This window comes from Mycolicibacterium smegmatis (assembly GCF_001457595.1).
Classification (GTDB): Bacteria; Actinomycetota; Actinomycetes; order Mycobacteriales; family Mycobacteriaceae; genus Mycobacterium; species Mycobacterium smegmatis.
The window spans coordinates 4656103-4669673 of the sequence record NZ_LN831039.1 but is presented as its reverse complement, the minus strand read 5'-3'; the positions used below and the strand labels follow the sequence as shown (position 1 = coordinate 4669673).

At 65.3% G+C, this 13571-nt stretch carries 13 protein-coding genes; 4 read left to right on the top strand and 9 right to left on the bottom strand.

Annotated features, from left to right (window positions below):
• Positions 1-259 precede the first annotated feature (259 nt).
• From AT701_RS22365 to AT701_RS22350, 4 genes are read left to right on the top strand one after another with little or no spacing between them, the layout of a single operon-like run.
• Positions 260-1324, top strand: a complete 1065-nt coding sequence (locus tag AT701_RS22365; RefSeq protein WP_058126621.1) for a substrate-binding domain-containing protein — start codon at positions 260-262, stop codon at positions 1322-1324.
• A 40-nt stretch (positions 1325-1364) separates the two neighbouring features.
• Positions 1365-2204, top strand: coding sequence for an ABC transporter permease (locus AT701_RS22360; protein ID WP_157892574.1), 840 nt, complete (start codon positions 1365-1367; stop codon positions 2202-2204).
• Complete coding sequence (locus AT701_RS22355; RefSeq protein WP_058126619.1) at positions 2201-3250, top strand: ABC transporter permease; 1050 nt, start codon at positions 2201-2203, stop codon at positions 3248-3250. Before AT701_RS22360 ends, AT701_RS22355 begins: the two co-directional genes overlap by 4 nt.
• Positions 3243-3986, top strand: coding sequence for an ABC transporter ATP-binding protein (locus AT701_RS22350; RefSeq protein WP_058126618.1), 744 nt, complete (start codon positions 3243-3245; stop codon positions 3984-3986). The genes AT701_RS22355 and AT701_RS22350 overlap by 8 nt, the downstream gene beginning before the upstream one ends.
• A 37-nt stretch (positions 3987-4023) precedes the next feature.
• On the opposite strand, the gene AT701_RS22345 is transcribed toward AT701_RS22350, so the two are convergent.
• The 9 genes from AT701_RS22345 to AT701_RS22305 form a co-directional block, all read right to left on the bottom strand.
• Positions 4024-4899, bottom strand: coding sequence for a fumarylacetoacetate hydrolase family protein (locus AT701_RS22345; protein ID WP_058126617.1), 876 nt, complete (start codon positions 4897-4899; stop codon positions 4024-4026).
• Between the two features lie 12 nt (positions 4900-4911).
• Complete coding sequence (locus AT701_RS22340) at positions 4912-5952, bottom strand: Ldh family oxidoreductase (RefSeq protein WP_081319560.1); 1041 nt, start codon at positions 5950-5952, stop codon at positions 4912-4914.
• A complete protein-coding gene (locus AT701_RS22335; protein WP_058126615.1) occupies positions 5949-7025 on the bottom strand; it encodes an amidohydrolase family protein in 1077 nt (358 codons plus the stop codon). Before AT701_RS22335 ends, AT701_RS22340 begins: the two co-directional genes overlap by 4 nt.
• Positions 7022-8101 carry a Gfo/Idh/MocA family protein gene (locus AT701_RS22330; RefSeq protein ID WP_058126614.1) on the bottom strand — a complete coding sequence of 360 codons (1080 nt, stop codon included), beginning with the start codon at positions 8099-8101 and terminating at the stop codon, positions 7022-7024. The genes AT701_RS22335 and AT701_RS22330 overlap by 4 nt, the downstream gene beginning before the upstream one ends.
• A gap of 17 nt (positions 8102-8118) precedes the next feature.
• Entirely contained in the window at positions 8119-9261 is a 1143-nt protein-coding gene (locus AT701_RS22325) for a Gfo/Idh/MocA family protein (RefSeq protein ID WP_036453450.1), read from the bottom strand.
• Positions 9258-10274 carry an amidohydrolase family protein gene (locus tag AT701_RS22320; RefSeq protein WP_058126613.1) on the bottom strand — a complete coding sequence of 339 codons (1017 nt, stop codon included), beginning with the start codon at positions 10272-10274 and terminating at the stop codon, positions 9258-9260. Before AT701_RS22320 ends, AT701_RS22325 begins: the two co-directional genes overlap by 4 nt.
• Positions 10275-10373: 99 nt before the next feature.
• Positions 10374-11327, bottom strand: a complete 954-nt coding sequence (speB, locus tag AT701_RS22315) for an agmatinase (RefSeq protein ID WP_058126612.1) — start codon at positions 11325-11327, stop codon at positions 10374-10376.
• Positions 11324-12112 (bottom strand): creatininase, encoded by a 789-nt coding sequence (locus AT701_RS22310; protein WP_081319718.1) that lies wholly within the window; start codon positions 12110-12112, stop codon positions 11324-11326. Before AT701_RS22310 ends, speB begins: the two co-directional genes overlap by 4 nt.
• A 37-nt stretch (positions 12113-12149) precedes the next feature.
• Positions 12150-13565, bottom strand: a complete 1416-nt coding sequence (locus tag AT701_RS22305; protein ID WP_058126610.1) for an APC family permease — start codon at positions 13563-13565, stop codon at positions 12150-12152.
• Positions 13566-13571: the final 6 nt, after the last annotated feature.

Below are 13571 nucleotides of genomic sequence, written 5' to 3'. Positions count from 1 at the left end.
GCATTGGATCCTCCGGGTCGCGAGGGACAGGCACGTCCAGTCAAGGTGAGTGGGCGCCCCGGATCAGTGGCGGTCAGATCGAATTTCTCGGGCCGACATCACGGCTTTCGTCACCGTGGCCGGACGGATTCGGTGCACGTCACAGGCCGCGACACCCACCGCTGGCGAAATTCACGGACGCCGACATAGGTCAATCCGAAAGCTGGCACTGTACTGAGTGGCACGCGTCACAATCTGTCGTGCATGAAGGAGGACCACCGTGAAGGTCAAGAAAGCGGCCAGGAAAGCGGCGTGTGTGGCTGGGGCCGCGGCACTCGCGCTGACGGCGCTCGTGGGATGCGGGAAATCCGGCGAGCAGGAGTCCGGCGGACCGCAGGTCATCAGGTTCGCGTTCGCACCGGATCCGGTATGGGATCTGTTGACCGATTCGGGAACCAGGGCCAAGTGGGAGCAGGAGAACAACATCCGGATCGAGACCAGCTCGACGTGGGACGAGTTCACCTACTTCGCCGGCGGGCACGGAGACATCGTCTCGATGTCCACGCAGGAAGTCCCGGTTCTCGAACAACAGACCGGAATCAAGACCGTCACCTTCGGCAAATACAACTACCAGCGGGTCCCGATGCTGAAACGGGCAGGCGATCCGTACGAGACGCTGGAGGACATCCCGAAGGGCTCGAAGATCTGCGTGTCCGGCCCCACCTCCAACACCGCGTTCTGGACCGTGCTGGCCCAGCAGATGCACGGCCTCGACTACCGCGTCGGCGGCGGCGATTTCGATCTTCTCGTCAACGACCACTTCGTGAACCCGACCAACCTGCTGCGCGGTGACTGCGAAGCCGCGGCTGTCATTCCCGAGGCAGCCGTGCCGCAGCTGCGCAAGGGTGAGCTCGAGATCATGTACGGCGGTGAGCTGCCGTTCCAGCTGTACAAGGAGTTCGCACCCAACAGCGACGACCAGCTGCACGTCGTGGGCAACACCTTCACCGCGACCGAGGAGTGGTACGACGCGCACCCCGACCTCGCGATCAAGTTCCTCGACCTCTGGCAGCAGGGCGTCGACATGTTCCAGGAGCAGAAAGCGGACGTGATTCGCAAGTACCCGCAACACTTCTCGGTGGAGAGCTCCGAGGACATCGACTGGCTCATCCAATTCATGTCCGGCGACAACAACTGGTTCGTCGACAAGGTTGCGCTCGACCCGGCCTGGATCCCGGCGGAAACCGAGATCTGGAACCTGATGAAGCAGCTCAACCCCGCGAACGCGAACTATCTGGCCCCCGACGCCCCGACCCCGCGCTATGAGGCGGCGAAGACCTCGTGACCCGTACACGACGAGTTCATCGATAGACGAGAGGCGACTTGTGTCAACCACCTTGGAGTCACCCCCGAACGTCCCCGCGCGGACGAGCGAAGAGGACATCGTCCGCGCGGCGAAGCGAAGAGACCGCATCACGACGTGGGGCTGGCGGATCGCCGGTTACGTGTTCTTCCTCGGCATCTGGGAGCTCGCGTCGGGCAACCTGATGGACGAGAGGTTACTGCCCGGGCCGTCGACGGTGTTCGAGACGTTCGGCCGACTCTGGGCCAGCGGTGAGGTGCCCGGGGCGTTCGCCACGACGCTGTCGCGGATCGCGGTCGGTTTCGCGATCGCGTTCGTGGTGGGGGTGGCCATCGGCATCCTCATGCAGAACCGGTTTCTCAACGGCTTCTTCCGCGACGCGGTCACCATCGGTGTCACGACACCTGGGCTCATCTGGGCCCTGATCACCGCGATAATCTTCGGAAACCGCACCGCGGGACCGATCATCGCGATCGTGTTGACCACGTTCGCGCTCATCACCGTGAACATCGCCGAAGGCATCAAATCGCTGCCCAAGGATCTCATCGACATGGGCAGGTCGTTCGACGTCGGGGTGGTGAAACGCAACCGCCACATCGTCGTACCGCACCTCGCGCCGTTCATCTTCACCGGAGTGCGGTTCGGATTCTCGATCGCGTGGAAGGTGACGGTGCTGACCGAGGTGTTCGCGGCCTCCCAGGGCATCGGGTTCGAGATGCGCACCGCCACACAGCTGTTCCGGCTCGACGAGTTCCTCACCTGGATCCTCGCGTTCTACGTCCTCGCGCTGTTCCTCGACAAGGTGGTGCTGGAATCCCTCGAACGCCGGTTCTTCGCCTGGCGAGGGGAGTTGAAGTCATGAGCGTTCTGACGCGTTCCGAAGTGGGTGCCCACGAGCGCCCCTCGGCCCTCACCACGGGCTGGCAGTGGTTGATGCGCAGTTCGTGGGCAGGTCGGTTGCTGTTCCCGGTTGTGTGCCTGCTGTTCTGGCTGGCCGCGATCAAGGCGGTCACCACCATCTGGCCGTTCGCGGTGGACGTCCTGCCCACACCGTGGCAGGTGTTCGGTTTCATGGCCGACGAGCTGCGGGGTGACACCCTGGCGCCGCACAACATGTACGTGACGTTCGGGATCTCCTTGCAGCGGCTGGGCATCGGCATGCTGATCGCGATGGTGATCGGAACCGTCATCGGCATCGCGATGGGCCTGTCCAAAGCGGTCGACGCGTTCTTCAACGACTGGGTGGTCGCGATCCTGGCGATGCCGAACCTGGCGTGGGCGTTGTTCTGCAGCCTGGCTTTCGGATTCGGTGACGTCGGACCGATCGTCACCGTGGTGCTGACGGGTGTTCCGTTCGTGATCATCAACGTCCGTGAGGGCGTACGGAACACGCCGACGGATCTGTACGACATGGCGCGCGCGTTCGGCGTGCCGCGCGACCGCGTGATCCGCCACGTGCTGATCCCGTCGTTGTTGCCGTTCCTGTTCGCCGCCGCACGGTATTGTTTCGCCCTCGGATGGAAGGGCCTGGTGGTCGCCGAGGTGTTCGGTGGTCAGGACGGGGCCGGCTGGACCATCAAGTTCTGGTACGACGCGCACCGTGCCTACGGCGTCATCGGATATGCACTGCTGTTCGTCATCTTCGCGCTGATCTTCGAGAAGTTCATGTTCGACCAGTTGTCGAAGCGCCTGTTCAAGTGGCGCCCGGCGATCGATGCGGTCGACGTGGTCGAGGAGCGTTTCGACGCTCCCGCCCAGGCCGCCGTCGCGGCGGCCGAGACCGGCGCCACCACCACCAGCGCGGCGCTGGGCAGCATCACCCTGGTGACCCAGGGCCCCAACGACGACCAACCCCCATCCACGGCGCCGGGCGCGCCCGACAACGACAGGAGAAACGACCGTGGCTGAAATCTCTGTCACCAACCTGCACAAGGAATTCGGACTCGGCGCCGACAAGGTCATCGCGCTGGAGAACGTGAACCTGAGCATCAGCGGGCACGCCTTCGTATCGATCGTCGGGGCGTCCGGGTGCGGAAAGTCGACGCTGCTGAACATCCTCAGCGGCATCGAGACGCCCACCAGCGGCCGGGTGAGCATCACGGAGAACGGCAGGCCGGCACGCGCGGGCTACGTGTTCCAGGCCGCCCGGCTGCTGCCGTGGCGCAGCGTGATGGACAACATGCTGTTCGTCCAGAAGGACCGCTCGCCCGATACACGTGCGCGGTGCCGGCATTACCTGGAGATGGTGCAACTCGGCGACAAAGGGGACAAGTACCCAGGGGAACTGTCGGGCGGCATGCAGCAGCGCGTGGGCATCGCGCGCGCTTTCGCGACCGAACCCGATGTGCTGTTCATGGACGAACCGTTCAGCCACCTCGATGCGATCACGGCGCGCACGCTGCGGCGCGAACTGCACACCATCTGGGCCGAGACCGGCAAGACCGTGGTCTTCGTGACGCACGACGTCGGCGAGGCCGTCGAGCTGTCGAACCGGATCCTGGTGTTCGCCAAGGGCGGTCGCCTTGCCGACGACATCAAGCTCACGCTGCCGTTCCCGCGTGATCCGGCCGATGCCGACGTGGCCGTCACCAAGGCCGAGGTGTTCAAGACCTTCGAAGACATCGGGGCGTTGGCCGTCTCCTGATCCGCACCGGGTGGCGCACGGCACGCTGTTTTGCCTGCTACACAGCAGGATTGGACAGCGTGCCGATGCCGTCGACGGTGACCTCCATGAGGTCGCCCGGCGACAGGAAACGCGGCGGGGTGAACCCGATGCCCACACCGGCCGGTGTGCCGGTGGCGATCACGTCGCCGGGTTGCAGCAGCACCGCCGCCGAGATCGCCTCGATCACCGTGGGGATGTCGAAGATCAGGTCGGCCAGCGGTGCGTCCTGACGCAACTCCCCGTTGATCCGGGTCTGCACCCGCAAGGCGTTCACGTCGCCGATCTCGTCGGCGGTCACCAGCACCGGACCCATCGGACCGTAGGTGGCGGCGCTCTTGCCGATGAAGAACTGCACATGGCGCTTCTGCAGATCGCGGATCGTGACGTCGTTGACGATGGTGTAGCCGTAGACGTGTGCGAACGCATCCGCCGCGGCGATCCGATGCCCGCCCTCGCCGATCACCACCGCGAGTTCGCCCTCGTAATCGCTCGTGTGCGTGGGGTCATCGCTCACGCGGACCTCGTCACCCGGACCGACGATCGACGACAGCGCCTTGGTGAAGATCACCGGGATGTCGGGAACCACCTGTTTCTGGCTGGCGTCGAAACCGCTGCCCGCGAACTCCTCGGCGTGGTCATGGTAGTTCTTGCCCACGCACATCACGTTGTTGTGCGGACGGATCGGTGCCAGTAACCGGACGGTGCCGGCCGCGATACGGGGCGCGGTGGCCGCCACCTTCGCCGCACGACGCAGACCTTCGGCGCCAAGTGCGACGAACTCCACCATGGTGGGCGGGAAGCCGTCCTCGGCGGTGAGCGGCACCAGTTTGTCTCCGTCGACCACACCGATCTCGGGGGCGCCCCCTGGCCGCCGATAGGTGGCGAGTTTCATGTGTCGTCCTCTCTAGAAGGGGGACTCGACTCCGGTGTCACGTGCCACGTCGCGCAGTTGCGCGGCGAGTTTGTCCGGCACCGGCACGCCGAATCGTTGGGCGTCGGCTTGCATTCGGGCCGCCTCGTCCCCGGGAAGCCTCACGCGGCCACCGTCGATCGCGCCCGAGTCGCGCAGCGCGTCCAGATGACGTGTGAGCTCCGCGAGGACTACGGGCTTTGGGCGGAACAGGTCGGTGCGCAGCACCAGGACGGCCTGCCCGGTGTTGGTCGGGGTGCTCCCGTCGACGCGATGGTCGATCACGTCGGCGCCGAACGCGGCCCCGTTGAGCACGCCGGCGAGCAGGCCGATCGCGATGGTGAGGCCGGCACCCTTGTAGCCGCCGATCGGCACCAGGAAACCCTCGTGGGCTTTCGACGGGTCGGTGATCGGTCGGCCCGCCGTGTCGATGACCCACCCCTGGGGCATCGGGCGACCCTCGCGGGCAGCCACTTTGATGGTGCCGTGTGATGCCGTGGTGGTGGCGATGTCGAGCACGAACGGGGTCGAGGTGGTGGGGATCGCGATCGCCAGCGGGTTGGTGCCGAGCAGCGGGTTCGTCCCGCCCCAGGGCGGCATCCCGTTGGCGTTGGCCACGGCGAGGTAGATCCCGACGCATCCAGCGTCGGCGGCCATGTGCGCGTACAGACCGGCCGCGCCCGCATGATTCGAGTGCACGGTGCCCACCCACGCCAGCCCCGATTGTCGCGCCTTCTCGATGGCCAACTCGGTGGCCCTGGTCATCACCACCTGTCCGAGTGCGTTGTCGCCGTCGATCAGCGCGGACACCGGTGTCTCGTGGAGCACCGCGATCTCGGGACGCACGTTCACCCCGCCCGCCCGGATACGCGACAGGTAGGAGGGCAGCCGGATCAGGCCGTGCCCGGTGCGTCCACGCATGTCGGCCTCGACGAGGCGGCGCGCGGTGATGTCGGCATGGTCGCTCGCGACGCCGCTCGTGCGCAGGGCGTCGGCGGCGAAACGCTCGAGCGTCGCGGCGGGAACACGCATCATGGTGCCGCGTCGATCTTGAACAGGCGGATCGCGTTGCCGCCCAGCACCTGTGCCCGGTCATCCTCGGACATTCGTGTTCCGGAGAGGAACGCGACCGGGTCGACCGTGCTCATGTCGAACGGGTAGTCGGTGCCCATCACCACGTGATCGGCACCCAGGTCGCGTACGAGTTGCTCGACCATCCGCGCATCGAACACGTTGGTGTCCACATAGATCGAGCGCAGCACCTCGCTCGGCGGGATGTCGAGATGATGGCGCAGTTCGGGCCGCACCCGCCAGGCGTGGTCGGTACGTGCGATGTAGAACGGCAGGTACCCGCCGCCGTGCACCACCAGCACGCGCAGGTGCGGGTGACGCCTCCATACACCGCCGAGGATCATCCGCGTCACGGCCAGCGTGGAGGCCAACGGCATGCACATGACGTTCACCAGGTAGTAGTCGGTGAACCGCTGGCCGTGCGTGAATCCCTGGGGATGCAGGATCACCGTCATGTCCAGTTCGACGACAGCCTCCCAGAACGGATCGAACCGCCGGTCGTCGAGATCCAGGCCCAGCACGTCGGCGCTGATCTCGACGCCGTGGAAGCCGAACTCACGCTGCGCTTCCCGCAGGGTCTCCACCGCCAGCTTGGGGTAGTTCATCGGGACGTTGGCCACCCCGGCGAACCGGGTCGGCCATGTCGTCACCACCTCGGCGATGCGTTCGTGTTGAATCCGGTTGGCCTGTAACGCCTCATCTTCGGGAAGCCAATAGAAGTACTCGGTCGGTGGCACCGCGAGCAGTTGGATGTCGACGCCCTGGGCGTCCATGTCGGCCAGGCGTTGCTCGGCCTCCTCGAACTGTGCGGTGTTGAGTGGGCTCGCGCGGTATTCGGCGTTGTAGCGCGTGGTCTCCTCCGACGAGTACAGCGACCGCGGTTCGTATTCGGGGCGGAAGTATGGTTTCGCGAGTGCCGCAGCGGGTTTCACCGACAGGTGGGTGTGGGCGTCCACGCAGGTGCCGGGCGGTTTGGGTGCGCGCGACGTCTCGATGCGCGGCGCCAGTTCCGGCCACCACTCGGCCGCATCGGTCATGCGCGGCTCAGGGCCGTCTCGGCTTGCGTCTGGAGGATGTCCTCCTCGGACAACGGCAGGTGCACCACTTCGTTGCGCTGCGCGGAGAGATCGGCGGCCAGGTAGACCTCCATGGTGACGCGCGCGAGTCGTGCCTCCACCAGGACCGGGCGGTCACAGGCGACGGCTTCGATGAAGTGCGTGGTCTCGCGTTCCATGGGCCCCGAGTACACGTGGTCGACGAATTCGCCGGGCATGGTGGACAACGGGAATTGCACGCCGTTGCTCACGGTGTTCAGCACGATGTCACGGTGGCTGGCGTCGGCGAGCACCGCGCCCTCGGTGCCGATCACCTCCATCCAGGTCGTCGACGCGTTCGGATAGCCCGGCGGCAGGGACATGCCGGCGCCGACCGTCACCACCACACCGTCGTCCATGGTCACCACCAGGTACTGGGTGTCGGGTGAGCCGAGGGTGGATGCCCTTACGCCCCAGGCGTTCTGCGAGTACACCCGCACGGGCCGGCGTGGCTCAAGGCACCAGAACGCGAAATCGAGATCGTGAGTGGCTTCCATGGCAGCGGGGGACAGCTTTGTGCGCGAGGAGATCTTGGCGCCCAGCGATCGTGTGATGTGGCGGCTCAGCAGGATGCTGGTGACGTTCCCCAATGTACCGTCGTTGATGGCCCGTTTGATCATGGCCTGTTTGTCGTTGAACCGCTGCGAGTAACCGATCGTGAACTTGAGGTTGGCGCTCTCGGCCAGCGCGATGAGTTCGTCGGCCTCGGCCAGGGTCACGGCCACGGGCTTCTCGAGAAGCACGTGCTTGCCCGCTTCCAGAGCAGCTTTCGTCATCGGGTAGTGCAGGTCCTCGGGTGTGGCGGAGACGACGATCGCGTCGAGGCCCGGATTCTCGACGAGTTCCTGCCAATGCTCGGTGACGTACGTCGGATCGGTCAGTCCGGTGATCTCGGCCCTCCGCGCCGGGTTGATCTCGGCGAGATGCAGATCGGCGACGAGTGGGCTTCGCGACGCCGTGACGGCGCGGATGCCGCCGCACCAACCGGTTCCGATGATTCCGAGATTGATCTGGCGCATGCCCGGGTCCTTTCGAATCAGGGTTTGAGTCCGGCGAGGAGTTCACCGGGGTCTATCGGCAGGGGAACGGGGCGGCCGGTCCGCGAGGACAAATCCATTGCCATGGTGTGGATCAGGTTGGCGTGGCCGTCTGCCGCGGTGGCGTGTGGTGTGTTGATACCGCGGCAGATCCGGGCGAACCAGGTGGTGGTCTCCTCGCGCATCGGGCCCCACAACATGCCGTCCGATACGTCGCCCGGGGGATAGCTGCCCACGAAATCCACGTGCCGGGGTGCGGGTGGCTCGAATCCACGGCTGTTGTATCCCGCAGGCTGCCCGATCTCGGAGGCGAGGATGACGTCGCGGTGGGTGTCCTCGATGTCGATCACGCCGCGGGTCCCGACGATGCCGATCTCCAGTCCGTACACCGCGCCCGGCCAGACCGTCGGCAGCGCCCAGTTGATGTTCATGCTGAACACCACGCCGTCGTCCATCGTGAAGATCCCCGACGTACCGTCCTTGGTGCCGATCGGGCCCAGGGTGCGGTCGGTGGAGCGCGCATACACCTCGACCGGCTTTCGGCCCTCCAGCAGCCACATGCACATGTCGAGGCTGTGGGTGCCCGATACCACCATGGGGGTGAGGTTGGTCGTGTCCGTCACCTTCCGCAGGGTGGCCTCCGGGACCATGCGATTCATGAACGCCCGGGTGACGACCGTTGTGACATCACCGATCTGGCCGTCGCGTAGGCGTTGCTTGACGGTCTGGAATCGTCGCCGGAACCGCTGGGTGTAGCCGACGACGGCGTCGACGCCGGCATCGGTGATCGCCGCGAGCACGCGAGCGGAGTCCGCCGGATCGGTGGCCAGTGGCTTCTCGATGAACAGCGGGACACCCAGTTCCACCGAACGCAGGATCGGATCGACGTGCTCGCGTTCATCGGTCGCGATGATGACCGCGCCCACCTCGGGCCGTGCCAGCAGTTCGGTGATGTCCGTGGTGGCGAAGTCGGCATCGGTGTCGGCGGTCAGGTCCTTGAGGACCTGCTCGTCGACGTCGCACAGACCGAGCCATTCGATGCCGGGATACTCCCGTGCCAGCATCGCGCGGATCCTGCCGACCGTGCCGCATCCGATGACCGCGAGCCCGACGGAGCCGTGCGCAGGTAGTGGTGTGCTCATAACAACCCCAGAAGTCGTGCGGCGTTTCCGCCTGCGATGAGATCGACCTTGGCCTGATCCAGTCCGGGGACTTCTCCGAGCAGCCCGAGTGGATCGTCGTCACCCATGTCGTACGGGTAGTCGGTGCCGAGGACGACGTGGTCGGCGCCGTACTTGCCGATGAGGTATTCGAGTTGGTCGGGTTCGAACACCATGGTGTCGAAGTAGAACTTGCGCAGATAGTGGCTTGGGAGTTCGGGAACCCCTTCGCGGACGTCGTCGCGCGCATTCCAGCCGTGGTCGATGCGTCCGGCATACGCGGGCAGGTAGCCGCCGCCGTGCACGACGACGATCTTCAGATCGGGGTGGCGCGCCACGACACCGTCGAAGATGAGATGCGCGGTGGCCAGCGTGGCCTCGAACGCGTGGCCGATGATGTTCACGAAATTGTGGTCTGCCAGTCGCTGGGGGTGCGTGGCTCCCTGCGTGTGGATGACGACGACGAGACCGAGCGCCTCGACCTCGGCCCAGAACGGTTCCAGCCGCGGGCTCGAGATCTCCTCACCCTCGACGTGCGTGCCGATTTCGATGCCGCGCATGCCGAGTTCTGATGCCAGATAGCGTAATTCGGCGATCGCTGCTTCGGTGTCCTGAAGCGGCACGGTGCCCAGTGGAAGGAACCGGCCGGGGTGTGCCGATGTCGACTCGACGAGTTCCTCGTTGACGATCCGTGCGACCTTGGCACCGAGTTCGGCGTCGGCCCAGTAGTAGTACTGGTACACCGAGACCGCGACCGCCTGGATGTCCACGCCCATGCGGTCCATGTCGGCGAGCCGGACGTCGAGGAAGTCCATCTTGGGCCGGATCAATGCGAGTTGGCGCCGGTTCACCGCCTGGGTGGTCGGATTGCCGTGTCCCAGCGCCACTTTTCCCGCTGCCCGCGCGGCGTCGGCCATGAACTCGGCGGCCGGCCCGCATTCGCGATGACAGTGGATGTCGATCACCGGACCGTCACTGCGCCGGGCCCGGCTCATCCTTCGAATCTCCGCATACGCCCGACATTAGGAAGACGCGATACGCAAGACAATGTCACATCGCGTGATCCGCACTCACGGCGGACGTGATCACCCGGCTCACCCGGACCCTCTCACCATCAGGGAAACGAGATCGAACACCACTGTTGCGGCGGCGACAGACGTGATCTCTGCGTGGTCGTAGGCCGGAGCCACCTCGACAACATCGGCGCCCACCAGGTTCAGGCCGTTGAGTCGCCGAAGCATGCCGAGCAATTCGCGAGCGCTCAGTCCACCGGACTCGGGGGTTCCCGTCCCGGGGGCGAACGCCGGGTCGAGGACGTCGATGTCCACCGACAGGTAGACCGGCGTGTCACCGACACGACGCTTCACGGCGTCGACCGCGGCGTCGATGCCGACGACGTCCAGGTCGCCCGCCCGGATGATCCGGAACCCCATTCTGGCGTCGTCGTCGAGGTCCGCGCGGTCATAGATCGGGCCTCGGATACCGATGTGGATCGAGTGGTCCTCGACCAGGAGGCCCTCTTCGAAGGCTCTGCGGAAAATGGTGCCGTGGGTGACGGGCGCGGCGAAGTAGGTGTCCCAGGTGTCCAGGTGGGCGTCGAAGTGTACGAGGGCGACCGGACCGTGACCCGCGTGCAACGCTCGTAGGTTCGGCAGTGCGATGGTGTGGTCACCGCCGATGGAGATGATCCTGCGGTCGGCGCCGCCGAGGATCTCGGTGGCGTGTGCCTGGATCTGCGTGCACGCGGTCTCGATGTCATATGGCGTGACCGTCACGTCCCCGGCGTCGACGACCTGCACGGTCCGCAGTGGTGCGACACCTAACTCGACGTGGAAGTCCGGGCGGAGTGTTCTGGCGGCCTGCCGTACGGCCATCGGCCCGAATCGGGCACCCGGTCGGTAGGACGTTCCGCCATCGAACGGCACTCCGAGGATCGCGATGTCATAGTCGGCGACTTCGTGGATGTCGGCGATCCTGGCGAAGGTCGCTTTTCCTGCGTATCTGGGGACCTCGGTGGCAGGCACCGCCCCGATCGGGCCCGCGGTCATCCTGTTGCGCCGGCAGTGGTGGGAAACTCGTCCGCCAACACATTCAGGATCCGCTCGACGAACCACTGTGTCAGCAGCTTGCCTTTGTCGGCGGATGCGGGCACCGGCGAGGACAGCGCGCCGCTTGCGGTGGACAGCCTGTGGTCGATCGGGAGGACATCGTGGTTGACCACACGTTGCGGGCGATCAGGTGCGATGCCGCCGATGCGCACCAGATCCGGACAGTGATGCATCCACAAGGAGGTCTCGATCACCGCGGCGTGTTCCAATGCCAGACCTGGGAACTCGTCCGGCCAGATCTGTCCCACCCGCTCAGGGGTGTACTCCGGATTGACATCCTCGATGACGACGATCTTCACGTCCGGGTGCCGATCACTGACCATGAACGCCGGCTCGTAGACGAAGCCGCTGTTCTCGAAATGCCAGTTGTACAACACGATCTTGGTGAACCCGGTGCGGATCAGTTCGCCGAGAACATCTTCCAACATGGACATGAAGGTGGTCGCCCGCAGCGATACCGTACCCGGGATATGCTGCCCGCCACCACTTCCCGGTCTGCTCCGGTACCCGAACGGGATGAACGGGCCGACCAGGAAGTGCCGGTGCCTGCTGGCCTCCAGCAGGATGCGTTCGGGCAGCACCCAGTCTGTGCACACCGGAAGGTGATGCCCGTGCTGTTCGGTGGCCCCGATGGGAATGACGACAGGTGTTCCGTCGTGCGCAGCCTCGGAAATCTCTGGCCAGGTCAGGTTCTGGTAGAGGGTGGTCCTGGTTTCGGTGACCACGGGGGGCTCCTTCCCGATTTCTCCTGGTGTGTCGCGTTCAGGCGTCGACGTCATGATCACGTGCGGCGGGGCGCGACCATCGCTTCGATCCGGCCCAGCACGCCAGTGCCAGGCAGATCAAGATGAGTTCGGCGATGAGATAGTCGGTCTCTTGCATGCCGAGTGCGACTCCGGTGAAGATGACGACGATCAGTGGTGGCACCGGCCACAACGGCATCTTGAAGGGCCGGGGCTCATCGGGCATGCTGCGGCGACTCCAGAGCGCGGCCAGTCCGATGCAGAAGTACACCGCGGCGATCACCGTGCCGGCGAAGAGGATCAGGAAGTTCAGCGCGGAGGTGAACACCAGGACCGCGGCGGGGACAGCCAGCACCATGACCCCGGCGCCGGGTGCGCGGAAGCGGTTGAGTTTGCCGACCAACCTGTTGACGGCAGGCGGCCAGGCCTGGTCGCGTCCAGTGGTGTAGACACCGCGCGCGAAATACATGAGCAGCGCCAGCATTCCGTTGAACAAAGCGATGGTGGCGCCTATGTCGACGATGGCGCCCGCTTTCGAGCCGAGGGACGCCTCCACCGAATACACCACCGGAGAGGGGGCTTCGAAGAACTCTTTGAGGTCGGGGGCGGCGATCACCGCGGCGGTCAGCGGAACCATGATGAACACACAGGCCAGGACCGCAGAGATGACAACTGCCTTACCGATCTTGCGCTCGCCGCCCTTGAGTTCTTCGGCGAAGCCCAATGACGCGTCGTAACCGTTGATCACATTGAAGGCAGGTGCCAGCGTCGCGAGCATCACCCCGAAGCCGACGCCGATGAGTTCGCCATTGCTGAGCACCGTCGGGTGGAAGGTCACCTCGGCGATCGACTGATGGGGCTGCGCAAACGCGGCGACCGTGATGATGCCGAGGACGGCCAACTCGACGACGACCATGATCGCGGTCACCCATGCACCGACCTCGACCGTGGTGAGTGCGACGGCGGTGGCGACCGCCAGCAGGATGACAGCCAGGACAGGGTCGGGCATCGTGAGCGCGGGGAACAGATCCTTCAAGAATGCGACCATGCCCAGCGCGATGCTGGCCGGGATGACGATTCCCTGAATCAGGTAGTTGAACATCGTGACCCAGGCGAACGGGCCCGGCAGGATCTTCTGCACCAGTGAGTACATGCCGCCTGCGATCGGGAACATCGCGGCAAGTTCAGCCAGACACAGGGCTATGAGCACGACGACGGCCGACAAGATCAAGCCCGCGCCGATCGAGAAGGTGCCACCGACGAAGAACACGCCTGCGGACAGGAACAGTACGGCCATCGTGGGCGAGACGTCCGCCATCGCCAATCCCACAACCTCGGCGACGTTGAGGCGGCGTTTGAGGGACTGTTTGTAGCCCAGCTGTTCGAGCCGAGTCCGGGTGTCGCGCTCGACGGGCGGTGCGTCGGGTTTGGTCATATCGGT

Excerpts from the sequence above, each read along its gene's own strand:
- AT701_RS22305 (WP_058126610.1), bottom strand. The coding sequence starts at position 13,565 with ATGACCAAACCCGACGCACCGCCCGTCGAGCGCGACACCCGGACTCGG.
- AT701_RS22330 (WP_058126614.1), bottom strand. The coding sequence starts at position 8,101 with ATGCGCCAGATCAATCTCGGAATCATCGGAACCGGTTGGTGCGGCGGC.
- AT701_RS22345 (WP_058126617.1), bottom strand. The coding sequence starts at position 4,899 with ATGAAACTCGCCACCTATCGGCGGCCAGGGGGCGCCCCCGAGATCGGT.
- AT701_RS22340 (WP_081319560.1), bottom strand. The coding sequence starts at position 5,952 with ATGATGCGTGTTCCCGCCGCGACGCTCGAGCGTTTCGCCGCCGACGCC.
- AT701_RS22335 (WP_058126615.1), bottom strand. The coding sequence starts at position 7,025 with ATGACCGATGCGGCCGAGTGGTGGCCGGAACTGGCGCCGCGCATCGAG.
- AT701_RS22320 (WP_058126613.1), bottom strand. The coding sequence starts at position 10,274 with ATGAGCCGGGCCCGGCGCAGTGACGGTCCGGTGATCGACATCCACTGT.
- AT701_RS22355 (WP_058126619.1), top strand. The coding sequence starts at position 2,201 with ATGAGCGTTCTGACGCGTTCCGAAGTGGGTGCCCACGAGCGCCCCTCG.
- AT701_RS22325 (WP_036453450.1), bottom strand. The coding sequence starts at position 9,261 with ATGAGCACACCACTACCTGCGCACGGCTCCGTCGGGCTCGCGGTCATC.
- speB (WP_058126612.1), bottom strand. The coding sequence starts at position 11,327 with ATGACCGCGGGCCCGATCGGGGCGGTGCCTGCCACCGAGGTCCCCAGA.